Source organism: Streptomyces sp. NPDC001507 (genome assembly GCF_042894765.1).
In the GTDB taxonomy this organism is placed as follows: Bacteria; Actinomycetota; Actinomycetes; order Streptomycetales; family Streptomycetaceae; genus Streptomyces.
Genome location: NZ_JBIAVV010000002.1, coordinates 885,855 through 911,110 on the forward strand (window position 1 = coordinate 885,855; position 25,256 = coordinate 911,110).

The 25,256-nt window shown below is 71.9% G+C and carries 24 protein-coding genes; 12 read left to right on the plus strand and 12 right to left on the minus strand.

The features are described 5' to 3' along the window. Positions 1-3: 3 nt before the first annotated feature. Complete coding sequence (locus ACFY0K_RS10185; RefSeq protein WP_351958511.1) at positions 4-1,050, plus strand: zinc-dependent alcohol dehydrogenase family protein; 1,047 nt, start codon at positions 4-6, stop codon at positions 1,048-1,050. Between the two features lie 122 nt (positions 1,051-1,172). On the opposite strand, the gene ACFY0K_RS10190 is transcribed toward ACFY0K_RS10185, so the two are convergent. From ACFY0K_RS10190 to ACFY0K_RS10205, 4 genes are all read right to left on the minus strand, one after another. Continuing rightward, positions 1,173-2,174 carry a CopD family protein gene (locus ACFY0K_RS10190; RefSeq protein WP_390639422.1) on the minus strand — a complete coding sequence of 334 codons (1,002 nt, stop codon included), beginning with the start codon at positions 2,172-2,174 and terminating at the stop codon, positions 1,173-1,175. A gap of 155 nt (positions 2,175-2,329) precedes the next feature. Next, entirely contained in the window at positions 2,330-3,706 is a 1,377-nt protein-coding gene (locus tag ACFY0K_RS10195) for a CoA transferase (RefSeq protein WP_390639423.1), read from the minus strand. A gap of 54 nt (positions 3,707-3,760) precedes the next feature. Continuing rightward, complete coding sequence (locus ACFY0K_RS10200) at positions 3,761-5,296, minus strand: S8 family serine peptidase (protein ID WP_390639424.1); 1,536 nt, start codon at positions 5,294-5,296, stop codon at positions 3,761-3,763. 62 nt (positions 5,297-5,358) lie between these two features. Then, positions 5,359-6,885, minus strand: coding sequence for a S8 family serine peptidase (locus ACFY0K_RS10205; protein WP_390639425.1), 1,527 nt, complete (start codon positions 6,883-6,885; stop codon positions 5,359-5,361). A gap of 335 nt (positions 6,886-7,220) precedes the next feature. Between ACFY0K_RS10205 and ACFY0K_RS10210 the strand changes: the two genes are divergently transcribed. From ACFY0K_RS10210 to moaA, 3 genes are all read left to right on the plus strand, one after another. Continuing rightward, positions 7,221-7,577 (plus strand): DUF485 domain-containing protein, encoded by a 357-nt coding sequence (locus ACFY0K_RS10210; RefSeq protein ID WP_351958516.1) that lies wholly within the window; start codon positions 7,221-7,223, stop codon positions 7,575-7,577. Continuing rightward, entirely contained in the window at positions 7,574-9,193 is a 1,620-nt protein-coding gene (locus ACFY0K_RS10215; protein ID WP_390639426.1) for a cation acetate symporter, read from the plus strand. Before ACFY0K_RS10210 ends, ACFY0K_RS10215 begins: the two co-directional genes overlap by 4 nt. Positions 9,194-9,347: 154 nt before the next feature. Continuing rightward, positions 9,348-10,337: a GTP 3',8-cyclase MoaA gene (gene moaA, locus ACFY0K_RS10220; protein WP_390639427.1), complete on the plus strand. Its 990-nt coding sequence runs from the start codon at positions 9,348-9,350 to the stop codon at positions 10,335-10,337. Between the two features lie 15 nt (positions 10,338-10,352). Here the strand turns inward: moaA and ACFY0K_RS10225 are convergent, their stop codons facing one another. Both ACFY0K_RS10225 and ACFY0K_RS10230 read right to left on the minus strand, forming a co-directional pair. After that, positions 10,353-10,568, minus strand: coding sequence for a hypothetical protein (locus ACFY0K_RS10225; protein ID WP_390639428.1), 216 nt, complete (start codon positions 10,566-10,568; stop codon positions 10,353-10,355). Positions 10,569-10,799: 231 nt separating this feature from the next. Further along, positions 10,800-11,201, minus strand: a complete 402-nt coding sequence (locus ACFY0K_RS10230) for a DUF3099 domain-containing protein (RefSeq protein WP_390639429.1) — start codon at positions 11,199-11,201, stop codon at positions 10,800-10,802. 245 nt (positions 11,202-11,446) lie between these two features. On the opposite strand from ACFY0K_RS10230, the gene ACFY0K_RS10235 reads away from it, so the two are divergent. Then, positions 11,447-11,725, plus strand: coding sequence for a GlsB/YeaQ/YmgE family stress response membrane protein (locus ACFY0K_RS10235; RefSeq protein WP_390639430.1), 279 nt, complete (start codon positions 11,447-11,449; stop codon positions 11,723-11,725). Positions 11,726-11,809: 84 nt separating this feature from the next. On the opposite strand, the gene tyrS is transcribed toward ACFY0K_RS10235, so the two are convergent. The 3 genes from tyrS to ACFY0K_RS10250 are packed head-to-tail and all read right to left on the minus strand — an operon-like array spanning position 11,810 to position 16,036. Continuing rightward, the gene (tyrS, locus tag ACFY0K_RS10240) at positions 11,810-13,078 is read right to left on the minus strand and encodes a tyrosine--tRNA ligase (protein ID WP_390639431.1); all 1,269 of its coding nucleotides are present in this window, start codon (positions 13,076-13,078) and stop codon (positions 11,810-11,812) included. Between the two features lie 43 nt (positions 13,079-13,121). After that, a complete protein-coding gene (locus tag ACFY0K_RS10245) occupies positions 13,122-14,516 on the minus strand; it encodes a metallopeptidase TldD-related protein (protein ID WP_390639432.1) in 1,395 nt (464 codons plus the stop codon). Continuing rightward, positions 14,513-16,036, minus strand: coding sequence for a TldD/PmbA family protein (locus tag ACFY0K_RS10250; protein WP_390639433.1), 1,524 nt, complete (start codon positions 16,034-16,036; stop codon positions 14,513-14,515). The genes ACFY0K_RS10245 and ACFY0K_RS10250 overlap by 4 nt, the downstream gene beginning before the upstream one ends. A 236-nt stretch (positions 16,037-16,272) precedes the next feature. Between ACFY0K_RS10250 and fabG the strand changes: the two genes are divergently transcribed. From fabG to ACFY0K_RS10265, 3 genes are all read left to right on the plus strand, one after another. Beyond that, positions 16,273-16,992, plus strand: a complete 720-nt coding sequence (gene fabG, locus ACFY0K_RS10255) for a 3-oxoacyl-[acyl-carrier-protein] reductase (RefSeq protein ID WP_351705716.1) — start codon at positions 16,273-16,275, stop codon at positions 16,990-16,992. A gap of 5 nt (positions 16,993-16,997) precedes the next feature. After that, a complete protein-coding gene (gene fabI / locus ACFY0K_RS10260; protein WP_390639434.1) occupies positions 16,998-17,765 on the plus strand; it encodes an enoyl-ACP reductase FabI in 768 nt (255 codons plus the stop codon). 174 nt (positions 17,766-17,939) lie between these two features. Next, a complete protein-coding gene (locus ACFY0K_RS10265; RefSeq protein ID WP_382732413.1) occupies positions 17,940-18,290 on the plus strand; it encodes a hypothetical protein in 351 nt (116 codons plus the stop codon). Here ACFY0K_RS10265 and ACFY0K_RS10270 read toward each other — a convergent pair. After that, complete coding sequence (locus tag ACFY0K_RS10270) at positions 18,268-18,960, minus strand: FCD domain-containing protein (RefSeq protein WP_351958527.1); 693 nt, start codon at positions 18,958-18,960, stop codon at positions 18,268-18,270. The two genes, ACFY0K_RS10265 and ACFY0K_RS10270, sit on opposite strands and share 23 nt — an antisense overlap. Before the next feature lie 79 nt (positions 18,961-19,039). On the opposite strand from ACFY0K_RS10270, the gene ACFY0K_RS10275 reads away from it, so the two are divergent. The 4 genes from ACFY0K_RS10275 (at position 19,040) to ACFY0K_RS10290 (ending at position 21,591) form a co-directional block, all read left to right on the plus strand. Next, complete coding sequence (locus ACFY0K_RS10275; protein WP_390639435.1) at positions 19,040-20,341, plus strand: CynX/NimT family MFS transporter; 1,302 nt, start codon at positions 19,040-19,042, stop codon at positions 20,339-20,341. 90 nt (positions 20,342-20,431) lie between these two features. Continuing rightward, on the plus strand, positions 20,432-20,548 hold the full coding sequence (locus tag ACFY0K_RS10280; protein ID WP_089107830.1) for an SGM_5486 family transporter-associated protein: 117 nt from the start codon (positions 20,432-20,434) through the stop codon (positions 20,546-20,548). Between the two features lie 178 nt (positions 20,549-20,726). Then, complete coding sequence (locus ACFY0K_RS10285) at positions 20,727-20,933, plus strand: hypothetical protein (protein ID WP_351958529.1); 207 nt, start codon at positions 20,727-20,729, stop codon at positions 20,931-20,933. A gap of 139 nt (positions 20,934-21,072) precedes the next feature. After that, positions 21,073-21,591 carry a histidine phosphatase family protein gene (locus tag ACFY0K_RS10290; protein ID WP_351958530.1) on the plus strand — a complete coding sequence of 173 codons (519 nt, stop codon included), beginning with the start codon at positions 21,073-21,075 and terminating at the stop codon, positions 21,589-21,591. A gap of 96 nt (positions 21,592-21,687) precedes the next feature. Here ACFY0K_RS10290 and serB read toward each other — a convergent pair whose 3' ends face one another. Both serB and ACFY0K_RS10300 read right to left on the minus strand, forming a co-directional pair. Beyond that, positions 21,688-22,896, minus strand: a complete 1,209-nt coding sequence (gene serB, locus ACFY0K_RS10295) for a phosphoserine phosphatase SerB (RefSeq protein ID WP_351958531.1) — start codon at positions 22,894-22,896, stop codon at positions 21,688-21,690. A 245-nt stretch (positions 22,897-23,141) separates the two neighbouring features. Next, entirely contained in the window at positions 23,142-25,067 is a 1,926-nt protein-coding gene (locus ACFY0K_RS10300; RefSeq protein WP_390639436.1) for a streptophobe family protein, read from the minus strand. Positions 25,068-25,256: the final 189 nt, after the last annotated feature.

Sequence of the window (25,256 nt, forward strand, 5' to 3'; positions counted from 1 at the left end):
GCCATGCGCGCCACCACCATCCACGCCCCGTTCGACATGCGCGTGGAGGACGTGCCCGAGCCCGTGGTGCAGCTGCCCACCGACGCCGTCGTACGGGTACTGCGCGCCTGCATCTGCGGCAGCGACCTGTGGGCCTACCGGGGCGAGGCGGCCCGGCAGCCGGGGCAGCGCATCGGTCACGAGTTCCTCGGCGTGGTCGAGGAGACCGGCTCCGAGGTGGGCACCGTGCGGCGCGGCGACCTCGTGGTCGCCCCCTTCATGTGGTCCGACGGCGTCTGCGACTACTGCCGCGAGGGCCTGACCACGTCCTGCGAGCACGGCGGCTTCTGGGGCTCCGTCGGGTACGACGGCGGCCAGGGCGAGGCCGTGCGGGTCCCGTTCGCCGACGGCACCCTGGTCCAGCTGCCCAAGGACGCCGCCTCCGACGACCACCTGCTCTCCGCCCTGCTGACCCTCTCCGACGTCCTCGGCACCGGCCACCACGCGGCCCTCGGCGCGGGCGCGCGGCCCGGCGCCACGGTCGCCGTCGTCGGGGACGGCGCGGTCGGCCTGTGCGCCGTGCTGGCCGCCAAGCGGCTGGGCGCCGAGCGGATCATCGCGCTGGGCCGGCACGAGGTGCGCACCGACATCGCGCGCCGCTTCGGCGCCACCGACGTCGTCGCCGAACGCGGGGACGCCGCCGTGGACGCCGTGCGCGCACTCACCCGGGGCCAGGGCGCGCACGCCGTCGTCGAGGCCGTGGGCACCGAGCAGTCCATGCGGACGGCCGTCGAGATCACCCGTGACGGCGGCGCGATCGGCTTCGTCGGCGTCCCGCACGGCAGCGGCACCGGACTGGACCTCAACGTCATGTTCGACCGGAACATCGCCCTGCGCGGCGGTGTCGCCCCGGTCCGCGCCTACATCCCCGACCTGCTCCCCGACGTCCTCGACGGCACGATCGACCCGTCGCCGGTCTTCGACCTCACCGTCGGCATCGAGGGCGTGCCCGACGGCTACAAGGCGATGGACGAGCGCACCGCCCTGAAGGTGCTCGTCACGAACGGCTGAATCAAGGACGGACGCCTGCCGTGGCCCATGTTGACCGGCGGACGATCGTGGCTCGGATCCAGTTGGTCAAGCCCATCTGGTCAAGCCCATCTGGTCAAGCTCCTCTGATCAAGTCCTCCTGATCAAGTCCATCTGATCGGCAGCGGCAGCGCCGTCAGCACCCCCGACACCGCGACCACCACCCCCAGCACGGCCACCTCGGCCCGCGCGGGGACGTACGCGGTCAGCGGGTCGGCCGCCCGGCGCAGCCGGTAACGGGCCCACAGCGCGAGCAGCGCGACGGCGGCGACGAGGATCACCTTGGCCAGCAGGGTGCGCCCGTACGCCGTCGTCGTCAGCTGGTCCAGGACCGTGCTCGCGGGCATCCGCCGCAGTGAACTCCACACGCCCGTCGCGGTGACGGCCGCGAGCAGCACGGCGGCCACGCGCGCGTAGAGCCCGAGCAGCGCCGCCCCGGCCTCCCGGCCGCGCCACCGGCGCAGCATGCGCAGCGCGTGCAGCAGACCGCCCGCCCACAGCGTCGCGCACGTCAGATGCGCCAGAGTCAGGGCGGAACCGAGCAACGGGCTGTGCTCGGGCGCGGGATGGGCGCGCAACGCCTCGGCGCCGGCCACCGCCACCAGCGGCCACACCTGGGTCGCCGGGCGGCGCGAGCGGGCACACAGACCGGCCAGCAGAAAGGCGTTCACCTCGACCAGCGCCAGCCTGCCGTCGCGCGACCCGTACAGGCCGCCCACGTCGATGTCGGCGAGCGAGCGCGGCACCAGGTTGCCCGTCGACACGACCGACGCGAGCCCCAGGGCGGCGACGAACCCGGCGGCGGCCGCGAACACCGCCCAGTTGGCGGGACGTTCGGGCGGCGCGTCCGGCAGCCGGCGAACCAGCCGGTCCACGAACAGCTCACCTGCCGGCACGCACAGGGCGGCGAACAGCACCCCCCGCAGCAGGGCGATACCGCCCACCCCGGGCGCCGCGGCCTCCCCGGTGCCCCGCAGCGCGGCGGACGGCCCGAGCAGCGGTACCAGCGCGGCCAGGGCCACCAGGACCAGGACGGCGACGGCCCGCCAAGTCCCGGGGCGTCCAGCGGAGCCGCTCGCGGCCACCTCGGCGGTCGGTCGTGTCAACGGCCCCCCTGATCTCCACCAGCCATGACAGAAGCGGGCAAGTACAGGAAAACAGCTGACGGAACGGCATACCACCCGTTCATACGTTTCCGGCCGTCCTTGCGCGCACGCTCACCCCTGGCGAGCCGGGTCCGTCCTCACCCGGGGCCCCGCGCTCATGCCCAACGGGCCGGGCTCGACCCCCACGGCACCGGCGGCCGGGCCCAGTCGGCCGGGCCGCCCTCGAAGGACAACGGCGGACGCGCGTACCGCAGCCGCCCCAGCGGGCTGTCCGTCCCGGCGAGCCACGCGTCCGGCCCCTCGTACGGCTCGCCGGCCGCGGGTCCCGGCTCCAGTTCCTCCGTGAGCCACCGCGCGGTCCGCGCCAGCGCCAGCCGTACGGATCTGCTGCCCCCGTCGTACGACTGCTCGGTCAGGGCCCTCAGCACGCCTGCCGCCAGCAGGTAGCCGGTGCCGTGGTCCAGGGCCTGCGCGGGCAGCGTGCCGGGCCGGTCCGCCCGGCCCTCGGTCTCCGCGATGCCGGTGGCGACCTGCACCAGGCTGTCGAAGCCGCGCCGGCCGCCCCACGGCCCGTCCGCGCCCCACGCCGACACCTGGGCCACGACCAGCCCCGGCCGCCGCTCGGCCAGCGCCTCGGGGGAGAGCCCGAACCGGTCCAGGGCGCCCGGCCGGTAGCCGGTGACCACGACGTCCGCCGAGCCCAGCAGCTCCTCGAAGGCGGCCCGGTCCGTCGCCAGGTCCAGCGTCGCCGAGCGCTTCCCGAAGCCCGTGTCGGCGTGCTGGTCGGGGAGTTCGGGCAGCCAGGGCGCGTCCAGGCGCAGGACGTCGGCGCCCAGCAGCCCGAGGGTGCGGGTGGCGACCGGTCCGGCGAGGACCCGGGTCAGGTCCAGGACGCGCAGCCCGGCGGCGGGCAGCAGGGGAGCGGCGCCGGCGTCGAGCGGCGGGAGCACGCGCGGATGTGCCGTGTCCAGGCGGTCGCGCTCGACGAGGGGCTGCTTGGCCACGGCGACTGCCTGCTCGTGCCGGGCCCACTCCCCAGGGGAGCGCAGCGCCACGGCGAGTCCGCCGGCGGAGTAGACCGTGTTCTCCACGTCCAGCGCGGGCCGCCCGGCGATCCGGGCGGCGGCCTCCTCCGGGGAGGCGTGTTCCGGCAGGCCGAGCGCACGCAGCAGCCGAGCGCCGTGGTGGGGGTAGTTGGCATGGGTGCGCACCCATCCGTCCGCCGCGCGCCAGAACCGGGACAACGGGGCGAACTGCACGGGTGCGCGCCCGTCGAGCAGCAGGTGCCGCTCGCTGGTGAACGCCGCCGCCACGGCCCCGTCGTCCACCCGGACCCGGGGCACCTCCGCGGCCCCGGTCCGCCGTGCCGCCAGCTCGGCGGCGGCCAGCGCGCAGGCGCCGACGCAGGCGCGGGCGAGCCGGCGCACCGGAAGGCGCGCCGGGAGGGTGCTCTCGCGTGTCACGGTCGTGACACGCGAGAGCAGTGCCGGATTGCCGCCCAGGGCGGACCACGCCCAATTGATTCCAGTCATGACTGCACTATGCATTATTGACTGGATCAATGTATGTACCTCGGTGCCCCCGTGCTACCTGGTCACCGCCGCCAGGGCGTCGGCCGTGCCCCAGCCGTAGAAGCCGTTGTGGTTCCTGGAGCCCTCGCACACCGCGTCGATCTTGCCGTCGCCGTTGATGTCGTACGGGTCGGTGCACGGCGTGGCGGTCGCCTCGGCGTACAGGAGGGCCTTCACCAGGGCCGCGGAGGCGTGCGGGTGGGTCGACTTGATCAGTGCGGCGACGCCGACGACGTGCGGGGTCGCCATCGACGTACCGGCCATGTAGCCCCACTTGCCGCCCGGCAGCGGGCCGAGGATCAGGCCGCTGGTGGCAGGGGGCTCCGGCGCCTGGTAGGCCGTCGAGTCGCCGCCGGGTGCGGCGATGTCGATGACCCCGAGACCGTAGTTGGAGAACGATGACTTCAGGCCCTTCGCGCCGGTCGCCGCGACCGTGACCACACCGGGCAGCTGGGTCGGGATGTCGAAGCACTTGTGCGGGTCGATCACCCGGTCGACGGGCGTGCCGTCGTTCGGCGAGACCGGGTCGGTGATCGAGTGGGAGGCCAGGTCGTAGCTCTCGTTGCCGGCCGCCGCGACGTTGACCGTGCCTTTGCGCTCCGCGAACTGCGAGGCCCGGGTGATCGCGTCGACGAGCGCCTTCTGGTTCGGGTCGTCGGTGCAGTTGAAGTACCAGGGGTCGGTGTAATAGCTGTTGTTGGTGACGTCGATGTGGTGCTCGGCCGCCCACACGAAGCCGCAGACCACGGCCTCCGTGTAGAAGTACCCGGCGGTGGTGGCGACCTTGATGCCGGCCACCTTGACGCCCGGTGCCACACCGGTGATGCCGACCCCGTTCCTGGCGCCCGCGATCTCGCCCGCGACGTGCGTGCCGTGCGGGCTCTCCGCCGCGGTGGGCCGCCAGGCGCCGTACGTCGTGTCCGGCTTGCCCGAGACGCAGTTGGTGGACTGCGTGGCGGAGAAGTTCGGGGCGATGTCCGGGTGGGTGTCGTCCACGCCCGTGTCGATGACGGCGACGGTGACCTTGGAACTGCCCAGGGTCTTCTCGTGCGCCTTGTCCGCCTTGATGGCGGGCAGGTCCCACTGCAGCGGCTCCAGCGGGTCCTGCCCGGCGGCCGCCTGGGCGTCCGCCTCCGCGACCTGCTCGGAGCTGAGCACCTCCGGTGTGCCGACGTCGGTGGTCGACTGGGCGGGCAGCGGCGCGTTGCGGGTGTTCCCGGCCGAGTCCACGCCGGGCACCTTCCGTATGGTCTCGGCGAAGCCGGCGTTCGACGAATGGACGACTATCACGCCGATCTCGTCGTACGCGATCACCACCGAACCGCCGGCCCGTGCGATCGCCTTCTGTACGCGTTCGGAAGTGCCGTGTCCGGGACGGACGTTGACGACGTAGCTGAGGGACGTGGTGTCATCACCGGCGGCCGCGGACGTGGCCGCGCCGGTGTCGGCGGCGGACGCCGGGACGTTGGGCAGGAAGGCGAGGGCCGTGGCCATGGCCATGCCGAGCGGGAAGGCGAGGACGCGACGGTGGCGCGGCTGTGGCGCGGTCATCTGAGTTCTCCAGTTCGTTCGCTGAGCGGGCGTGCCGTGCGGGAAGTCCTGCTCTGGGATGCCTACTTGACCGCGCGGAGCGCGTCGACGACACCGGATCCGTAGAAGCCGTTGACGTGCTTGCCGCCCACGCAGGTGGCGTCGACGACGCCGTCGCCGTTCCCGTCGTACGGGCCCGCCGGGCAGCCCGGGTTGTGCGCCTCGGCCTTCAGGAGGGCCAGCAGCTGGGCCGGAGTGGCATGCGGGTGCGCCGACTTCAGCAGCGCGGCCACCGCGGCCACGTGCGGGGAGGCCATCGAGGTGCCCTGGAGGAAGCCGTACTGGTCGTTCGGCAGGGTGGACAGGATGCGGCCGTTCTTCGACGGGGTGGCCGGGATCTGGTACTTGTCGCCGCCCGGGCCGGCCACGTCGACGACGCCCCGGCCGTAGCTGGAGTAGTACGACTTCGTGTCGTTGACGCCGACCGCGCTCACGGTGACCACGCCGGGCAGCTGGGTCGGTATGTCGAAGCACTCGTGCGGGTCGACCGTCCGGGTGCCGGCCGTCGAGTCGTCCGGGCTCGAGGTGTCCGTGAGGGCGTGCGAGTCGAGGTCGTCGTTCGAGTTGCCCGCCGAGGCCACGTTGAGCGTGCCCTTGCGCTGGGCGTACAGCTGCGCCCTGTTGACCGCGTCAACGATGGCACGTTGATCGGGGTCGTCCATGCAGTTGTACAGCCATGGGTCAACGTAGTAGCTGTTGTTGGTGATCTCGATGCCGTGGTCGGCGGCGAAGACGAAGGCGCAGACCACGCTCTCCGGGTAGAACAGCTGCGTCGCATCGGGCTGGGCCACCGTGATGCTCGCGACCTTCACGCCCGGTGCCACGCCGGCCACGCCGATCCCGTTGCGGGCCGCGGCTATCTCACCGGCGACGTGGGTGCCGTGGTAGTGGTCGGCGTCCGCCGGCCGCCAGGCGCCGTACGTCGTGTCCGCCTTGCCGCTCACGCAGTTGGCGGACTGCGAGGCGGAGAAGTTCGGGGCGATGTCCGGGTGGGTGTCGTCGACGCCGGTGTCGATGATGCCGACGGTCACCGAGCGGCTCCCCGGGTTGACCGCGGCGGCCTTGTCGGCGCCGATCGTCCGCAGGTCCCACTGGTCGGCCTCAAGAGGCTCCTGGCCCGCCGTCGCCCGCTGCTCGACCTGCGCGGCCGCCGCCTTCGAAAGCACCTGTACGGCGCCCTCGTCCGTGGTCCCCGCCGCGCTCAGCGCGGCCGTCCGGGTGGCACCCGCCGACTGCACCCCGCGCACCGCCCGCAGCGCCGCGCCGAAGTCCGGGTTCGCCGAGTGCACGACGATCACGCCGATCTTGTCGTACGTCGCGATGATCGTGCCGCCGTTGCGGGCGACCGCCCGCTGCACCGACTCGATCGTGCGATGGTCCGTCGTGGTGTTGACGACGTAGGCCAGGTTCGGGCCGTCCGCAGCCCGGGCCGCCGGGGCGGACTGCGGGGCCGCCGAGGCCGCCGTCGGCAGGAGGCCGAGCGAGGCGGTCAGCGACAGGACGACCGGGACGGCGAGCGCAAGCCCGCGTCCGGAACGCAGATGAGCCATGGGGTCTCCACATCATCCGGAACATCAACCGAAAACGGGCCCGCCCAAGGCGCGAGTGGCGCTTGGGCAGGTACATGACGGGTGGTGCAGGGCCGAAGCTATCTCCCGCACTCACCGGCCAGCAATGACCGGAGGTGACTTGCACCGACGACTTCCGAAAGAACCCGGGCGAGTTGAACCTGACCACGCGTGGCGCCGTGACCTCGGGGAGGGAGCCACAGCAGGATCGAGGCCCCCCGTCGGAATCACGCACCGGAGTCGCACCACCACTCCACGTGTGTGGTCCACATGTCTGTGAGGTCAGAATCCGCATGTCCGTATCGCGAGGAGACTCCGTGGCCACCGAGACACCACCGCCCTCGAACACGCAGACCCGGCACCCCTCCGGCGAGGAGTTCGCCGAGGTGCAGCAGAGTCCGGAGTTCGCCGAACTGCGGCACTCCCACCGCTCCTTCGCCTTCCCGCTGACCCTCGCCTTCATCGCCTGGTACCTGCTGTACGTCCTGCTCTCCAACTACGCGGACGACTTCATGGGCACCAAGGTCGTCGGCAACATCAACGTGGCCCTGGTCCTCGGCCTCGCCCAGTTCCTCACCACGTTCCTCATCGCCTGGTGGTACGCCCGGCACGCCGCCGCCAAGCTCGACCCCAAGGCCGAGGCCATCAAGTCCCGGATGGAGGGCGGCGCATGAACCCCGCGATCACGATGGCGGCCGGCGAGGCCAGTGAGCACCGGACGCTGATCATCACCCTGTTCGCGGTGTTCGTCGCCGCGACCCTCGTCATCACCGTCTGGGCGGGCCGCCAGACCAAGGACGCCGCCGACTTCTACGCGGGCGGCCGCCAGTTCACCGGCTTCCAGAACGGCCTCGCCGTCTCCGGCGACTACATGTCCGCCGCGTCCTTCCTGGGCATCGCCGGCGCCATCGCCCTGTTCGGCTACGACGGCTTCCTCTACTCCATCGGCTTCCTGGTCGCCTGGCTGGTCGCCCTGCTCCTGGTCGCCGAGCCGCTGCGCAACTCCGGCCGCTACACCATGGGCGACGTGCTGGCCTACCGCATGCGCCAGCGCCCGGTCCGCACCGCCGCCGGCACCTCCACGATCGTCGTCTCGATCTTCTACCTGCTGGCCCAGATGGCGGGAGCGGGCGTCCTCGTCTCCCTGCTCCTCGGCATCACCAGCGACGGCGGCAAGATCGGCATCGTCGCCCTGGTCGGCGTCCTGATGATCGTCTACGTCACCATCGGCGGCATGAAGGGCACCACCTGGGTCCAGATGGTCAAGGCCGTGCTGCTCATCGCGGGCGCCCTGCTGCTGACCTTCATGGTCCTGGCCAAGTTCCACTTCAACGTCTCCGACCTGCTCGGCAAGGCCGCCGACAACAGCGGCAAGGGTGCCGCCTTCCTGGAGCCCGGCCTGAAGTACGGTGCCACCGGCACCAGCAAGCTGGACTTCCTCTCCCTCGGCATCGCCCTGGTCCTCGGCACCGCCGGACTGCCGCACATCCTGATCCGGTTCTACACCGTGCCCACCGCCAAGGCCGCCCGGAAGTCCGTCCTCTGGGCGATCGGCCTGATCGGCGCCTTCTACCTGATGACCCTCGCCCTCGGCTTCGGCGCGGCCGCACTGATCAAACCCGACGAGATCATCGCCTCCAACAAGTCGGGCAACACCGCGGCCCCCCTCCTCGCCCTCCACCTGGGCGGCGTCGACTCCAACTGGGGCGCGATCCTGCTGGCCACCATCTCCGCGGTGGCCTTCGCGACCATCCTCGCCGTGGTCGCGGGCCTCACCCTGGCATCCTCGTCGTCCTTCGCGCACGACATCTACGCCAACGTCATCAAGAAGGGCCAGGCCACCGAGAAGCAGGAGATCAACGCGGCCCGCTACGCCACCGTCGGCATCGGCGCGGTGTCGATCGTGCTCGGCGCCCTGGCCCGCGACCTCAACGTCGCCGGCCTGGTCGCGCTCGCCTTCGCGGTCGCCGCCTCCGCCAACCTGCCGACCATCCTCTACAGCCTCTTCTGGAAGCGGTTCACCACCGCCGGAGCCCTCTGGTCGATCTACGGCGGCCTGGTCACCGCGGTCGGCCTGGTCCTGTTCTCACCGGTGGTGTCCGGAAAGGAGACGTCGATGTTCCCGGGCGTCGACTTCCACTGGTTCCCGCTGGAGAACCCGGGCATCATCTCGATCCCGGTCGGATTCCTCCTCGGCGTCGTGGGCACTCTCCTCTCCAAGGAGGCCCCGGACGCCGCAAAGTACGCGGAACTGGAGGTGCGGTCCCTGACCGGCACCGGAGCGCACTGAGCTTCGTACGACTGGCCGCGTCGACGGGACCGTAGGATCCTACGGCGCGGCCGCGTCGTTCCTCGTGGTATCAGGCCTCTCCCGATGTCAGTGCCGTCACGTAGGCTCACAAGTGACGGCAGAGATCCGATCCGCGACGAGGGAGGGGGCCCACGTGCTCATCGACACCTATGGCCGGGTGGCCACCGACCTGAGAGTCTCGCTGACCGACCGGTGCAACCTGCGCTGTACGTACTGCATGCCCGAGGAGGGCCTGCAGTGGCTGGCCAAGCCCGACCTGCTCACGGACGACGAGATCGTCCGGCTGGTCGACATCGCCGTCCGGCTGCTGGGTGTCGAGGAGGTCCGCTTCACCGGCGGCGAGCCGCTGCTGCGCCCGGGCCTGGTCGGCATCGTCGAGCGCGTGGCGGACCTGGCCCCCCGCCCCCGGATGTCCCTGACGACCAACGGCATCGGCCTGCGCCGCACCGCGACGGCCCTCAAGGCGGCCGGCCTTGACCGGGTCAACGTCTCCCTGGACACCCTCCGCCCGGAGGTCTTCAAGACCCTCACCCGCCGCGACCGCCACCAGGACGTCCTGGACGGCCTCCGGGCCGCCCACGACGCCGGCCTCACCCCGGTCAAGGTCAACACGGTCCTGATGCCCGGCCTGAACGAGGACGAGGCCCCCGACCTCCTCGCCTGGGCGGTGGCCCACGGCTACGAGCTGCGCTTCATCGAGCAGATGCCGCTCGACGCCCAGCACGGCTGGAAACGCGACAGCATGGTGACGGCCGGGGACATCCTCGCCTCCCTCCGCAGCCGCTTCGATCTCACCCCCGAGGGCGCCGACGACCGCGGCTCGGCCCCGGCGGAGCGCTGGCTGGTCGACGGTGGCCCGCACCGCGTCGGCGTCATCGCCTCGGTCACCCGCCCGTTCTGCGCGGCCTGCGACCGCACCCGCCTCACGGCCGACGGCCAGATACGGACCTGCCTGTTCGCACGCGAGGAGACGGACCTGCGCGGCGCGCTCCGCTCGGGCGCGCCGGACGAGGAGATCGCCCGCAGGTGGCGGCTGGCGATGTGGGGAAAGAAGGCGGGTGCGGGACTGGACGATCCGAAATTCGTGCAGCCGGACCGGCCGATGTCGGCGATCGGCGGCTAGCCCGGCGTACCCGGCCTACCCTTCCTGCTCGGGCGATTCCCACTCCCGCAGCAGCACGACGTCCTTCAGGAACCCGCGCACGCCCAGGAATTGGGAGAGATGTTCCCGGTGCTCCTCACAGGCGAGCCAGGTCTTGCGCCGCTCCGGCGTGTGGATCTTCGGGTTGTTCCACGCCAGCACCCACACCGCGGCGGCGCGACAGCCCTTCGCTGAACAGACAACGTCACTCATTGCTTCGTCTCGCACTGCTTCGTCTCGCAAAAAAGCCCCGTAAACAAGGCGACGCCGAGCAGCCACGGGGGGAGCTGCCCGGCGTCGGTCCGTCGCTCCGACGGGGGATGCGGAGCGCGTACGCAGTATGTCACGGGTCACCCTTGGCCCGGCACTGGAACAGCACGATAGATCTGAGCATTTCTTGAGCTTCGGGCGGCGTCGCCGCCCGTCCGCGCCGCCTCCCCGAGCTCAGACCGGCTCCGCCTGCTCGCCGCTCACGGTCCCCGCCGCCGGGTCCGCCACCACGTCCTCCGGGACGGGTTCCGGCTGCGTCCCCTCCGCCCGCGGCGGCGCGATCATCAGCCGCGTCGGCGCGATCCCGAAGGTCGACGGGAGGGACTTCGGCTGCTCCCGGCCGGCGTTGGCGATGACGACGGCGACGTAGGGGAGCAGCGCCCCCAGCACCAGGGCCACGACGGCGACGTACCGTTCGACGTTCCACAACGTCACCGCGAGGATCACCGACATGGTCCGGATGCCCATCGAGATGACGTACCGCCGCTGCCGGCCGCGTACGTCCTCCGCCAGGCCGGTACGGGCTCCGGTGATCCGGAACACCTGGACGTTGCCGTCACCGCGCTGCTTCCGCATCACATTCCACCATCCGCCCGCATCGGACTCTCCCCGGCCCGTACCCGGTCCGCACCCGCTCGGGGAACCGGGTCAGGACCCTTCCCACGTTACGCCGCGCCTGCGCCGCCTTCGAGACCGGGTCGCCCTCCCGCCTGCGCGAACGGCCTGCGCCGTAGCGCGTACGGCGGTACCGACATGCGCCGTACGGCGTACGGGCCGAGACTTGGCGTAATGCTCACGTCGAGCCGTACGAGGAGGCAGTCATGGGCTGGTTGTGGGCGATCATCGTGGGTTTCGTGCTGGGCCTCATCGCGAAGGCGGTCATCCCGGGCAAGCAGCACAGCCCTCTGTGGCTGACGACCATCTTCGGCATCCTCGGCGCCATCGCAGGCAACGCGGTCGCCCGCGCGGTCGGCGTGGCGGCGACACCGGGCATCGACTGGACCCGTCACCTGTTCCAGCTGGTGGCGGCGATCATCATCGTCTTCCTGGGCGACATGGCGTACACGGCGACCTTGGGAAAGCGCAAACAGCGCATCTGACGCGCCCCGAAAGGGGCGCGGGGAACTGCGCGACCAGCCACATCGAACCCGCGGCCGACAACGCGCCCCGCACCCCTACGGCGCCTACGAACCGGCGACCTCCACGGCCGCCAGATTCTTCTTGCCCCGTCGCAGCACCAGCCACCGCCCGTGCAGCAGCTCGTCCGCGGCCGGCACCGCGTCCTCGGCGGTCACCTTCACGTTGTTCACGTAGGCCCCGCCCTCCTTCACGGTCCGCCGCGCGGCGGACTTGGACGCCACCAGCCCGACCTCGGCGAACAGGTCGACCACCGGACCCAGCTCGGCGACCTTGACGTGCGGCACCTCGGACAGCGCCGCCGCCAGCGTCCGGTCGTCCAGCTCCGCCAGCTCGCCCTGCCCGAACAGCGCCTTGGACGCGGCGATCACCGCCGCGGTCTGGTCGGCTCCGTGGACGAGCGTCGTCAGCTCCTCGGCCAGCGCCCGCTGCGCCGCCCGCGCCTGCGGACGCTCCTCGGTCTGCTTCTCCAGCTCCTCGATCTCCTCGTGGGACCTGAAGCTGAAGATCCGCAGGAACTTGGAGACGTCCCGGTCGTCGGCGTTCAGCCAGAACTGGTAGAAGGCGTACGGAGTGGTCATCTCCGGGTCGAGCCAGACCGTGCCGGACTCCGTCTTGCCGAACTTGGTGCCGTCGGCCTTGGTGATCAGCGGTGTGCCCAGCGCGTGCACCACGGCGTCGGGCTCGACCTTGTGGATCAGGTCGGTGCCCGAGGTGAGGTTGCCCCACTGGTCGCTGCCGCCGGTCTGCAGCGTGCAGCCGTAGCGCCGGTACAGCTGGAGGAAGTCCATGCCCTGGAGGATCTGGTAGCTGAACTCCGTGTAGCTGATGCCCTCCTGGGACTCCAGGCGCCGGGCCACGGCCTCCTTCGCGATCATCTTGTTCACGCGGAAGTGCTTGCCGATGTCACGCAGGAACTCGATGGCCGACAGGCCCTGCGTCCAGTCCAGGTTGTTGACCATGACCGCCGCGTTCGGACCCTCGAAGTCCAGCAGCGGAGCGATCTGGGCGCGCAGCCGCTCCACCCACTGGGCGACGACCTCGGGCGCGTTGAGCGTGCGCTCGGAGTTCGGCTTCGGGTCACCGATCAGGCCGGTGGCACCCCCGACCAGGCCCAGCGGGCGGTTCCCCGCCTGCTGGATCCGGCGCATCGTCAGGATCTGCACGAGGTTGCCGAGGTGCAGGCTGGGCGCGGTCGGGTCGAAACCGCAATAGAACGTGACGGGACCGTCCGCGAACGCCTTGCGCAATGCGTCCTCGTCCGTGGAGAGGGCGATGAGCCCCCGCCACTTCAGCTCGTCGACGATGTCCGTCACGGTTCTCGTATCTCCTTGGGTGGTCTTGTCAGCAGGTACGAGGTTATACGCCCTGGCTGACAGAGCTCATATTGAAGTCGGGCACCCGCAGCGCGGGCATCGCAGCCCTAGTGAACCAGTCGCTCCACTCCCGCGGCAGCGTCTTTTCCGTGCGCCCGGCCTCGGTCGCCCGCCCCAGCAGGTCCACCGGCGACTCGTTGAACCTGAAGTTGTTCACCTGCCCGGTGACCTGGCCGTTCTCCACCAGGTAGACGCCGTCCCTGGTCAGGCCCGTGAGCAGCAGCGTCGCCGGGTCGACCTCGCGGATGTACCAGAGGCAGGTCAGCAGCAGCCCGCGCTCGGTGGCGGCGACCATGTCCTCCAGGGACCGGTCCCGGCCGCCGTCCAGGATCAGGTTCCCGCCCGCCGGGGCGACCGGGAGCCCCGTCAGTCCGGCGGTGTGCCGGGTGGTCGTCAGGTGCTTCAGCTCGCCCTCCGACACCCACTCGGTGGCACCGACGGGCAGCCCGTTGTCGAAGACGGACTGGTCGCCGCCGGAGGAGTGCGCGACGACGAAGGGCGCGGACTCCAGGCCCGGCTCGTTCGGGTCGCTGCGCAGGGTGAGCGGCAGGTCGGTCAGCTTCTCGCCGACGCGGGTGCCGCCGCCCGGCTTGGAGAACACCGTCCGGCCCTCGGCCGCGTCCCGCCCGGACGCCGACCACAGCTGGTAGATCAGCAGGTCGGCGACGGCGGTCGGCGGCAGCAGCGTCTCGTACCGGCCGGCCGGCAGGTCCACCCGCCGCTCGGCCCAGCCGAGCCGTACCGCGAGCTCGGCGTCGAGCGCGCCGGGGTCGACGTCCTTGAAGTCCCGCGTGGAGCGTCCGGCCCAGGCCGAGCGGGTACGGTCCGGCGACTTGGCGTTCAGCTCCAGCGTGCCGGTGGGCTGGTCGTGCCTGAGGCGCAGCCCGGTCGAGGTGCCCACGTACGTCGACACCAGCTCGTGGTTGGCGAAGCCGTACAGCTCGCGGCCGCCCGCACGCGCGCGTGCGAAGGCCTCGCCGAGCGCCGGGGCGAAGTCGGCGAACACGGCGGATGAGGTCTCGGCGGGCGCGTCGGTGAAGTCCGGCGCCTCCGGTACGCCGGTGACCAGCGGCTGGGCGTCCTCGGCGGGCCCGGCACCGCGCGCGGCGGCCTCGGCGGCCCGCACCAGCGGCTCCAGGTCGTCGGCGGTCACGGCCGACCGGGAGACGACGCCCGAGGCCGTGCCCTCCTTGCCGTCCACGGTGGCGACGACGGTGAGCGAACGGCCGCGGGTGACGCCGTTGGTGGTGAGCGCGTTGCCGGCCCAGCGCAGGTTGGCGGTGGAGTGCTCGTCGGCGATGACCACGCAGCCGTCGGCCCGGGACAGCTCCAGAGCGCGCTCGACGATCTCGTGCGGCTTGTTGTTGCGGGCGCTCATCGACCGGCCTCCTGCGTGGTGTTGAGGATGTTGACGCCCTTGAAGAGGGCCGCGGGGCAGCCGTGCGACACCGCGGCGACCTGTCCCGGCTGGGCCTTGCCGCAGTTGAAGGCGCCGCCGAGGACGTACGTCTGGGGGCCGCCGACGGCCGTCATGGAGCCCCAGAAGTCGGTGGTCGTCGCCTGGTAGGCGACGTCGCGCAACTGCCCGGTGATCCGGCCGTTCTCGATCCTGAAGAACCGCTGTCCGGTGAACTGGAAGTTGTAGCGCTGCATGTCGATCGACCAGGAGCGGTCGCCGACCACGTAGATCCCGCGGTCGACCCCGCCGATCAGGTCCTCCGTCGCCAGCCCGGCCGGGTCCGGCTGCAGGGACACGTTGGCCATGCGCTGCACGGGGACGTGCCCGGGGGAGTCGGCGTACGCGCACCCGTTGGAGCGGTCGAAGCCGGTCAGCCGCGCGATCCTGCGGTCCAGCTGGTAGCCGACCAGCGTGCCGTCCTTGACCAGGTCCCAGGACTGGGCCGCGACGCCCTCGTCGTCGTACCCGATGGTCGCCAGGCCGTGCTCGGCGGTGCGGTCGCCGGTGACGTTCATCATTTCGGAGCCGTACTTCAGCTTGCCGAGCTGGTCGAAGGTGGCGAAGGAGGTGCCGGCGTAGGCGGCCTCGTAGCCGAGCGCGCGGTCCAGCTCGGTGGCGTGGCCGATGGACTCGTGGATGGTCAGCCACAGGTTGGAGGGATCGACCACCAGGTCGTACAGACCCGCCTCGACGCTCGGCGCCCGCATCTTCTCGGCCAGCAGCTCCGGGATCTGCTCCAGCTCGGCGTCCCAGTCCCAGCCGGTGCCGGTGAGGTACTCCCAGCCGCGGCCGACCGGCGGCGCGATGGTCCGCATCGAGTCGAACTCGCCGCTGGACTCGTCGACCGACACGGCCGTCAGCTGCGGATGCAGCCGCACCCGCTGCTGGGTGGTCACGGTCCCGGCCGTGTCCGCGTAGAACTTGTTCTCGTGGACGGTGAGCAACGAGGCGTCGACGTGGTTGACGCCGTTCGCCGCCAGCAGCCGCGCGCTCCACTCCGCGAGCAGCGCCGACTTCTCCTCGTCCGGCACGGTGAACGGGTCGATCTCGTACGCCGAGACCCACGTCTTCTCCGCGTGCACCGGCTCGCCGGCCAGCTCCACCCGCTCGTCGGACCCGGCGGCCTTGATGACCTGCGCCGAGAGCTTGGCCATCGCCACCGCCTGGGAGGCGACCTTGGCGGCCGCGTCCAGGGTCAGGTCCACCCCGGAAGCGAAGCCCCAGGTACCGCCGTGCACGACCCGGACCGCGTATCCGAGGTCGGTGGTGTCCGAGGATCCGGCGGGCTTGGCGTCCCGCAGCCGCCAGGACGCGCTGCGCACCCGCTCGAACCGGAAGTCCGCGTGCTCGGCCCCCAGCGCACGCGCGCGTGCCAGCGCGGCGTCGGCCAGGGCCCGTAGCGGAAGCGCCGTGAAGGCTTCGTCGATGGAATGAGGCACGGAGGTCTCCCTGCTGTCGTGGCCTGTCCGTCCGATCATGTCGCGCCCGCGTGCCCGTGGACCACAGGTTTCGGCCCGGCACCGGGCCTTTCTGTAGGGACCCGACAGCGACACCCCCGAGCCACTGTCGGTGCCCGCTTGCCCGCGGCGATGGCGGGACCGATAGGTTTTCGATGAAGCCGCCTGTCATGCCAGCTGTTCGGGCGGGTTGTCACACCGATCGAAAGGGTGATCCGTTGAGCCGCTCGGTTCTCGTCACTGGAGGCAACCGGGGCATCGGCCTCGCCATCGCCCGCGCTTTCGCCGACAACGGCGACAAGGTTGCCGTCACGTACCGCTCCGGTGAGCCGCCGGCCCTGCTCAAGGAACTGGGCGTCCTGGCCGTCAAGTGCGACATCACCGACTCCGAGCAGGTGGAGCAGGCCTACAAGGAGATCGAGGACGCGCACGGCCCGGTCGAGGTCCTGATCGCCAACGCCGGCATCACCAAGGACACCCTCCTGATGCGCATGTCCGAGGAGGACTTCACCTCGGTCGTCGACACCAACCTCACCGGCACCTTCCGGGTCGTCAAGCGTGCCAACCGCGGCATGCTGCGCGCCAAGAAGGGCCGGGTCGTCCTCATCTCGTCGGTCGTCGGCCTCTACGGCGGCCCCGGCCAGGCCAACTACGCCGCCTCCAAGGCCGCCCTGGTCGGCTTCGCGCGGTCCCTCGCCCGTGAGCTGGGCTCGCGCAACATCACCTTCAACGTCGTGGCGCCCGGCTTCGTCGACACCGACATGACCAAGGTGCTCACCGACGAGCAGCGCGCCACCATCGTGTCTCAGGTGCCGCTCGGCCGGTACGCGGAGCCCGAGGAGGTCGCCGCGACGGTGCGGTTCCTCGCCTCGGACGACGCCTCGTACATCACTGGAGCCGTCATCCCTGTTGACGGCGGACTGGGAATGGGTCACTGATCACCATGAGTGGAATCCTTGAGGGCAAGCGCATCCTGATCACGGGTGTGCTGATGGAGTCCTCCATCGCCTTCCACGCGGCCAAGCTGGCCCAGGAGCAGGGTGCCGAGATCATCCTCACCGCGTTCCCGCGGCCCACGCTGACCGAGCGCATCGCCAAGAAGCTGCCGAAGCCCACCAAGGTCATCGAGCTCGACGTCACCAACGACGAGCACCTCGGGCGGCTTGCCGACGTCGTCGGCGAGGAGCTCGGCGGTCTCGACGGCGTCGTCCACTCCATCGGCTTCGCCCCCCAGGACGCCCTCGGCGGCAACTTCCTCAACACGCCGTTCGAGTCCGTCGCCACCGCCATGCACGTCTCGGCTTACTCCCTGAAGTCGCTGACCATGGCCTGCCTGCCGCTGATGCAGAACGGCGGCTCGGTCGTCGGCCTCACGTTCGACGCCCGGTACGCCTGGCCGCAGTACGACTGGATGGGCCCGGCCAAGGCCGCCCTGGAGGCCACCAGCCGCTACCTCGCGCGCGACCTGGGCAAGCAGAACATCCGCTGCAACCTCATCGCCGCCGGCCCCATCGGCTCCATGGCCGCCAAGTCCATCCCGGGCTTCGGCGAGCTGGCCTCCGTCTGGGACCACCGCTCCCCGCTGGAGTGGGACCTCAAGGACCCGGAGCCGGCCGGCAAGGGCATCGTCGCCCTGCTGAGCGACTGGTTCCCGAAGACCACCGGCGAGATCGTCCACGTGGACGGCGGTCTGCACGCCATCGGCGCCTGACCCGCACAGGCGCGTCGAGGCCCGTGTCCCGCGAGGGGTACGGGCCTCACCCGTTCGGCCCACCGGCCGGGTGATCACCCGCCGGGCGGCGCACCCTGGAGACGCGGCGGCACACCCTGGTTGCGCGTGCACCGCGCGATGTCCCTCCCCAGCCCGGCCGAGGAGGTCCCCCTTGTGCGCCTTTCCCGCAGCCTGGCCCCGGTGACACTGGCCCTCGCCCTCGTGGTGTCGCTGCCCTGCGCCGCGGAGTCCCACGCGCGCGTGCCGAACGGACACGAGCCGGCCCCGCAGCTGTTCGGCGCCTCGTGCCGGACCACCGTCCGCGGCTCGCACGTGGTGGCCTACTGCCACAACCCCTACGTCGACACCGACCGGGTCCGGCTGCACATCGAGTGCGCCCAGTGGTGGGACATCGACACCGACGGCTCCCCGGCCGACACCGGCCCGGCGATGACCGTACGGCTCTCCGGCCGCTGCTGGAAGGACGTCCGCGCGGTGTGGATCAGTCACCAGAAGGTGAGCTGAACCGGTCCGGACGGCACAGGAACGGGTAGCTCGCCGCCTCCTTGGCGGCCGCGTCCGCGTCACCCGCGCGGATCGCCTCGACCAGCCGGGTGTGGTCCATGTACGACTGTGGCGTCAGCTCGGCGCCGACGTCCGCGCGCAGCCACTCCCGCAGCACCTCGCCCAGGTCGGCGTACATCGCCGTCAGCACGTCGTTGTGCGAGGCGGCCACCACGGCCAGGTGCAGGGTCGCGTCCGCCGTCACGAAGGCCTCCGCGTCGCCCGACCGCCAGGCCTGCTCGCGGCGCGCCAGGAGGGCGTCGAGCTGCCTGAGGTCCTTCTCCGTGCGGCGGGCCGCGGCCAGCCGGGCGGCCGACGACTCCAGCGTGGAGCGCAGCTCGGCGATGTGCCGGGGGTCGGCGCCGGCGAACCGGCGGTGCATCACTCCGGCCAGCTCACTGGTGGCCGAGACGTACGTTCCCGAGCCCTGGCGGATGTCCAGCAGGCCGTTGTGCGCCAGCGCCCGGACGGCCTCCCGGACGGTGTTGCGGGCCACCCCGAGCTGCTCGACCAGCTCCGGCTCGGTGGGGATGCGGGAGCCGACCGGCCACTCACCCGAGGTGATCTGGTTCCGCAGCGCGGCGATGACCTGCTCGGACAGCGCCGAGCGACGCGGATGGCTCAGAGGCATGACACACCTTCGCACGCGAGGGCCCGGCGGGAGCGGCCGGGTCCGCCCGGGGATGGACAACCATTCATCCCATGATTCTATGATGAGCCTCATGGCAGGCAAGGAAACCGAGACCGCGACCCCGACGACAGCACGGACGGCGGCACCCGAAAGGAGCCCCGTGACCGCCACGCGCGCGTGGGCGGCCCGGCTGGTCGTCGTCGGCATCGTGCTGTCCGCCGTCAACCTCCGGCCCGCCATCACCAGCCTCGGCGCGCTCCTGGCGGAGGTCCGCGACGGCCTCGGCATGAGCGGCAGCGTGGCCGGACTGCTCACCTCCGTGCCCCCGCTCTGCTTCGCCGTCTTCGGTGTCATGGCCCCCCGCCTCGCCCGCCGCTTCGGCCCGGCGGCCGTGGTCTGCGCGGGCATGGCGGCCGTCACGGCCGGCCTGCTGATACGGCCGTACGCCGGGAGCACCGCCGGTTTCCTGGCCGGCAGCGCGCTCGCGCTCATGGGCATCGCGGTCAGCAACGTGCTGATGCCGGTCATCGTCAAGCGCTGGTTCCCCGACCGGGTCGGCTCCATGACCGGCCTGTACTCGATGGCCCTCGCCGCCGGCACCTCGGTGGCCGCCGCGGTGACCGTGCCCCTGGCCGACGCCCTCGGCGGCAGCTGGCAGACCGGGCTGGCGGTCTGGGCCGGGCTCGCGGCGGTCGCGGTGCTGCCGTGGGTTCCGCTGGTCCGCGACCGCGGAACGGCACCGGCACCCGAGGCCGAGGCACCCGCGCGTACGGAGCGGCAGCAGCCCGCCCTGCGGATCACCCGCAGCCGTACCGCCTGGGCGCTCGCCGTGTTCTTCGGGCTCCAGGCCACGGCCGCCTACATCACGATGGGCTGGATGGCGCAGATCTTCCGGGACGCCGGCGTCTCCGCGAGCACGGCCGGACTGCTGCTGGCCGTCACCATGGTGATGGGCGTGCCGCTGGCCTTCGTCATCCCGCGGGTGGCCACCCGGCTGCCGCACCAGGGCCCGATCGTGATCGCACTCGGTGTCTGCGGCCTTGCCGGATACGCCGGCCTGTACCTCGCGCCCGCCGGCGGCGCCTGGGCCTGGGCCGTCCTGCTGGGCGTCTCGAACTGCGCCTTTCCGCTGGCACTCACCATGGTCGGGATGCGGGCCAGGACCGGCGCGGGCGTCGCCCAGCTCTCCGCCTTCGCCCAGAGCACCGGCTACCTGATCTCCATCCCCGGCCCGCTGCTGGTGGGCGTGCTCTACCAGCACAGCGGCGGCTGGGGCCTGCCGATCGCCCTCATGGTCGGCCTGATGATCCCGCAGATGGCCGTCGGCGTCCTGGCCGGCCGTGACCGCATCGTGGAGGACGAGGCGGCCGCGTCCGCCTGACGGCCCCTGACGGCCCCTGTCGGCCGATGGCGGCCGTGTCCTGGCCACCCCGCGCGGTCCGTCCCCTCCCGGAGGTGCCAGACTGACCCCATGCCAGTGCTCGACCCGAACCCCCAGAACGGTCAGAAGAAGATGCTGATCGTCTTCGGCTCGTTCTTCGCCATCTTCATCGTCATCGCCGTCATCGCGACCCTCGCGTCCCCCTGACCACGGCCGGCCACCGCCCCCGCGGCGGGCATGGTGGGGCTAGCACCACCATCCCCTAGGGGGTGAGGGTCAGGGTCAAGTGGGTGGGTCACCGGATGGGGCGGCGACCGCGGATTCCGTAGTTTCGAGGTGTGGCCGCGAGGGCGGCCGACAGACCCCGGATCCATCGGAGGCGATCATGCCGGCCCCAGCGCACACCCGGTCCCACCCGGCGACCCCGGGCAGCGTCGACATCCGGCTCCCGTGGTGGGCGCTGGCCCTTCCGGCGCTCGCTTTCGTCGCCCTGCTGATCCTGATACTCAACCCGGCGGACGCCCAGGCGGCCGGCGGGGACCCCGCCGTCACCCACCTCTTCGAGCGGGCCCAGCAGCTCGTCTCCCGCTAGGCCCTGCCGTCACATTCCCGTCTGCCCCGCGACGCCGTGCACGCACTGGCCCGGCCGGCGGCGCGGCCTCCGCGGACCGGGCGAAGGAGCATGTCAACTCCCTGAGCCCGATGGCCTGTTTCATGCGAAGCTGGGTGCCATGAGCGTCGCAGAACCCCGCAGGATTGTCCTCTTCCGCCATGCGAAAGCCGACTGGCCACAGGTGACCGATCACGAGCGACCGCTCGCTGAGCGGGGCCGAATGGACGCCGCCGTCGCCGGACGCAAGCTCGCGGACAGCGGCATCACCTTCGACCTGGCACTGTGCTCCACCTCCGTGCGTACCCGGGAGACCTGGAAGCTCGCGGTCCACGAGCTCGCGCACCGGCCGAAAACCGTCTACGAGGAGCGGGTGTACGAGGCCTCGCCGGGCGAGCTGATCGCTGTGCTCAACGAGGTGCCGGACGACGTACAGACCGTCATCCTCATCGGCCACAACCCCGGCGTGCACGGCCTGGCCGAGATCCTCGCCGGCGGCGCGGATGCCGACGCCCGTGAGCGGATGGACCGCCGGGGCTTTCCCGCCGCCGCCTTCGCCGTCCTGACGTACGAGGGCTCCTGGAAGGCCCTGGAACCCGGTGTGGCCACGCTCGCGGACTACTGGGCACCGTCCGAGTGAGACCTCGGACCACCGCACCGCCACCGTGAGACGACGCGGGCCCGGCACCGTGGAGACCGGTGCCGGGCCCGCATGTCCGGACCGGCCGGACGGCGCTCAGCTCTCGTCGTGGGTGTCCGCCGCCTCGACCTCTTCGCGGGTGACGCCCAGCAGATACAGGACCGTGTCCAGGAACGGGAAGTTCACCGCCGTGTGCGCGGCCTCGCGGACCACCGGCTTGGCGTTGAAGGCGACCCCGAGACCGGCCGCGTTCAGCATGTCGAGGTCGTTGGCCCCGTCACCGACGGCCACCGTCTGCACCAGCGGCACGCCCGCCTCGGCGGCGAACCGGCGCAGCAGTCGCGCCTTGCCCGCCCGGTCCACGATCTCGCCGGTCACCCGGCCGGTCAGCTTCCCGTCGACGATCTCCAGCGTGTTGGCCTGGGCGAAGTCAAGGCCCAGCCGCTCCTTCAGGTCGTCGGTGACCTGGGTGAAACCGCCCGAGACGACGCCGACTTGGTAGCCGAGCCGCTTCAGCGTACGGATCAGGGTCCGCGCGCCCGGCGTCAGCCGGACCTCCGCGCGCACCTTCTGCACGACCGACTCGTCCAGCCCCTTCAGCAGTGCCACGCGCGCGTGCAGCGACTGCTCGAAGTCCAGCTCACCGCGCATCGCGGCCGCCGTCACCGCGGCGACCTGGTCCTCGCAGCCGGCGTGCGCCGCGAAGAGCTCGATCACCTCGTCCTGGATCAGCGTCGAGTCCACGTCCATGACGACCAGCCGCTGGGCCCGTCGGTGCAGGCCCGCCGAGACCACCGCGATGTCCACGCCGAGCTCGGCCGCGTCGGAGGCCAGGGCGGTGCGCAGTGGTTCGGTCTCCACGCCGGACACCGCGAACTCGACGGCGGTCACCGGGTACTTGGCGAGCCGGAAGATACGGTCGATGTTGCCGCCGGTCTTGGCGATCCGGGCGGCGATGGCGGCCGTCGACTCGGCGGTCAGCGGGTGCCCGAGGACGGTGACCAGGGAACGGCCGAGGCCGCGCGGGCGGTTGTCGCCGTGGCCGGAGATGATCTCCGCCTGCATCTTCATCGACTCGGCCCAGCTGTGCACGGTAGCCCTGAGGTCGCCCTCGAGCCCCGCCGGGGGCTGGGTCACGAGCGCGCACAGCACCAGGCGGCCACGCGTGACGACCTGCTCGATGTCGACCACGTCGACCATGTAGGCGGCAAGAGTGTCGAAGAGGCCGGCCGTGATGCCCGGCCTGTCCTTGCCGAAAATCTTGACGAGGAGAGTGGGGACCTCGGAGGTCTGCGGATCGCTCATGGTGTAACCAAGGTAACCGGCACCCAGTGCCTACGGCGCAGGTGGTCCGCCTGACGGACACGGAACAATAGATGTCGGGCCGGTGTCGGACGCCTTGCCGCCGCCCTACGAGCGCACGTGCGTGCGATGTCCGCGGCCGGGACCGCGGCATACCCCGCCGAGCCTTCACGCACGGTTCAGCGCCCCGACACGCACGCGGCGGACACTCCGTGTTCCGCGGGGAGGACGCGAACCAGGCGCCGGCCTCACCTCCGGGGCCGTCCGGGCGGTGGTGGTGGCGGCGGGGGAGGGGGCGGCGGCGGGGGTCCGGCGCCCGGACCGCTCTGGGGGCCGTCGGGCCGCCGTGTTCCCGGCCGGGGCCGCGCGGAGCGGGGTGGCGGATCGAAGGGGCGCGCCACGGTGGGGGCGCCGTACACATCGCCCGAGCCGGACGGCGGCGCGTCGGAGGGGCCGCCGCCCGCCCGGCTCTCCTCCGGGGCCCGGCGGCCGTCGTCCGCCGGGGGCGGTGTGCCCGGCGCACGACGGCCCGGGACCGCGGAACCGCCCGGCGGCGCCGTCCCCGCCCCCGGCACTTCGCCAGGCCGGGCCCCTCGGCCGCCCCCCGACTCCCGCAGCTCCTCCGGCACCCGGAGATAGGGGTTCGTGTTCGGATTCGGCGGCCGGTACGGCGTACCCGGCACGTACGGCCCCGCCGTCCGGCTCCCGACCAGCCCCGGAGCCCGGTCGGCCCCCTGACGGGCAGGCCCGCCGCCCGCCGCGCCGTGACCCAGTGCCAACGGAGCCGCCCGTGACCCCGCCGCCCCGGTCACCCACGCCAGCAGCGCCCCAAGGGCTCCCGCCGCCGCACCCCAGACCGCGCCGAGCAGCAGCGCCATGCCCAGCTCCCCGTGCAGCTGGATCCCCGCCCCGAACGCGTCGAAGCCCAGCACCGACAGCGAGGCGTCCACCGACACGTCCGTCAGCCAGGCCAGCAGCGGCAGCGTGAGCGCGGTGGCGATGCCCAGCCGCACGGCACACCGCCCGGCGAAACCGGGCGCAGTCCGCCCCACCGGCGTCCGGACCGCCGTGAACACCCCGGCCAGCAGCATGAGCAGGGCCGCCGCGACCCCCAGCAGCCACACCCGTCCGTCCAGGCCGGCCAGGTGGCCCAGCGTCACCGACTGGTCGGACCCGGAGTTCAGGAGCTCGTCCAGGGGGTGCGGCAGGAACATGGTCAGGACGCCCGTGGCCCTGCCGTCGAAGGGGACGAAGAGCCCGATCGGTATGCCGAGCCAGACGCCGTTCGGGGCGCCGAGCAGGGCCGCGCCCATGATCCGGGCCGGGTGCGGATCGCCGATCGCCGCGTAGGCCGCCGCCGCCCAGCCGGCCGCCACGGCCACCAGCAGCACCGTCACCAGCGCCGAGGCCGCCGGCCGCACCACCCGGTGCACCGCCGTCCAGCCGGGTGGCAGCGGAGTGCGGCGCGAGGCCAGCAGGGCGATCAGCAGGATGCCCACCGACCAGCCGAGTCCACCGAGCAGGGTCGCCGTCGTGTCCACGCTGAAGCCGACCGCCGCGTTCGCGTGCACGAGGTCGCCGAGGCGGTCCGGCAGCAGCCCGCCGATGTCACCGATGCCGGGGATCTTCAGCCCGCCGCCGCTACCGCCACCGCCGCCGCTCCCGCCGCCCGTCAGCCTGTCCAGGCCGAGCGCACCGCCGTCGATCGTCACGACGGAGTGCCCCGCCCAGGCCAGTCCGCCCAGGACCGCCACGAACAGCACCACCACCGAGCCCGCGCGGGCCAGCAGTTCGGCCGGGGAGATCACAACTCCGGCCGTGCGCAGGGACCGTAGGAAGAACCATGACAAAAGGAGCGCACCGACCAGGCTCACCCCGAGTGGCGTGATCTCGATGGCGGTGGTGGCCTCGGCCCCCTTCAGGCCGAAAGCGGACAGATCTCCGTCAGGGGTGACCGAACCACCCGCCCCGAGCGCCACAACGGCCGCGGTCATCGGGCCCAGTGAGCCCGCCGCGTCGGCCCGCAGCAGATGCAGGCCCAGCGCCGCCGTACCCGCCATACCGATCAGCGCCCAGCTCACGGCGGCTGTCGAGGACAGCAGGATGTCGGCCCACGGCAGCCGCCCGCCGTGCCTCCCGTGCTCGATTCCCGTACCGGACGCACCCGTACTCATGGCAGCCCCCCGATCCGCAGCCGCGCCGGACCACTCCGCCGCGCTTGTCCCCCTCGCGTGGATTACCACTCTCCGGCCCGGTTTCAACCCCGTCAACGGAAAGAGTTGAAGCGCTCGACCGAGGCCGCCACAAGGTCCGGCTTTCGGTCAGAGGGCCGAGCCTGAAATAGTTCCCGACGATGTTCGACA

Coding starts and splice junctions, on each gene's coding strand:
- fabI (WP_390639434.1), top strand. CDS start 16,998: ATGAGTGGAATCCTTGAGGGCAAGCGCATCCTGATCACGGGTGTGCTG.
- ACFY0K_RS10275 (WP_390639435.1), top strand. CDS start 19,040: ATGATGAGCCTCATGGCAGGCAAGGAAACCGAGACCGCGACCCCGACG.
- ACFY0K_RS10225 (WP_390639428.1), bottom strand. CDS start 10,568: ATGAGTGACGTTGTCTGTTCAGCGAAGGGCTGTCGCGCCGCCGCGGTG.
- ACFY0K_RS10195 (WP_390639423.1), bottom strand. CDS start 3,706: ATGACTGGAATCAATTGGGCGTGGTCCGCCCTGGGCGGCAATCCGGCA.
- ACFY0K_RS10185 (WP_351958511.1), top strand. CDS start 4: ATGCGCGCCACCACCATCCACGCCCCGTTCGACATGCGCGTGGAGGAC.
- ACFY0K_RS10285 (WP_351958529.1), top strand. CDS start 20,727: ATGCCGGCCCCAGCGCACACCCGGTCCCACCCGGCGACCCCGGGCAGC.
- ACFY0K_RS10215 (WP_390639426.1), top strand. CDS start 7,574: ATGAACCCCGCGATCACGATGGCGGCCGGCGAGGCCAGTGAGCACCGG.
- ACFY0K_RS10205 (WP_390639425.1), bottom strand. CDS start 6,885: ATGGCTCATCTGCGTTCCGGACGCGGGCTTGCGCTCGCCGTCCCGGTC.
- ACFY0K_RS10230 (WP_390639429.1), bottom strand. CDS start 11,201: ATGCGGAAGCAGCGCGGTGACGGCAACGTCCAGGTGTTCCGGATCACC.
- ACFY0K_RS10245 (WP_390639432.1), bottom strand. CDS start 14,516: ATGAGCGCCCGCAACAACAAGCCGCACGAGATCGTCGAGCGCGCTCTG.
- ACFY0K_RS10280 (WP_089107830.1), top strand. CDS start 20,432: ATGCCAGTGCTCGACCCGAACCCCCAGAACGGTCAGAAGAAGATGCTG.
- ACFY0K_RS10300 (WP_390639436.1), bottom strand. CDS start 25,067: ATGAGTACGGGTGCGTCCGGTACGGGAATCGAGCACGGGAGGCACGGC.
- ACFY0K_RS10235 (WP_390639430.1), top strand. CDS start 11,447: ATGGGCTGGTTGTGGGCGATCATCGTGGGTTTCGTGCTGGGCCTCATC.
- serB (WP_351958531.1), bottom strand. CDS start 22,896: ATGAGCGATCCGCAGACCTCCGAGGTCCCCACTCTCCTCGTCAAGATT.
- ACFY0K_RS10200 (WP_390639424.1), bottom strand. CDS start 5,296: ATGACCGCGCCACAGCCGCGCCACCGTCGCGTCCTCGCCTTCCCGCTC.
- ACFY0K_RS10290 (WP_351958530.1), top strand. CDS start 21,073: ATGAGCGTCGCAGAACCCCGCAGGATTGTCCTCTTCCGCCATGCGAAA.
- ACFY0K_RS10270 (WP_351958527.1), bottom strand. CDS start 18,960: ATGCCTCTGAGCCATCCGCGTCGCTCGGCGCTGTCCGAGCAGGTCATC.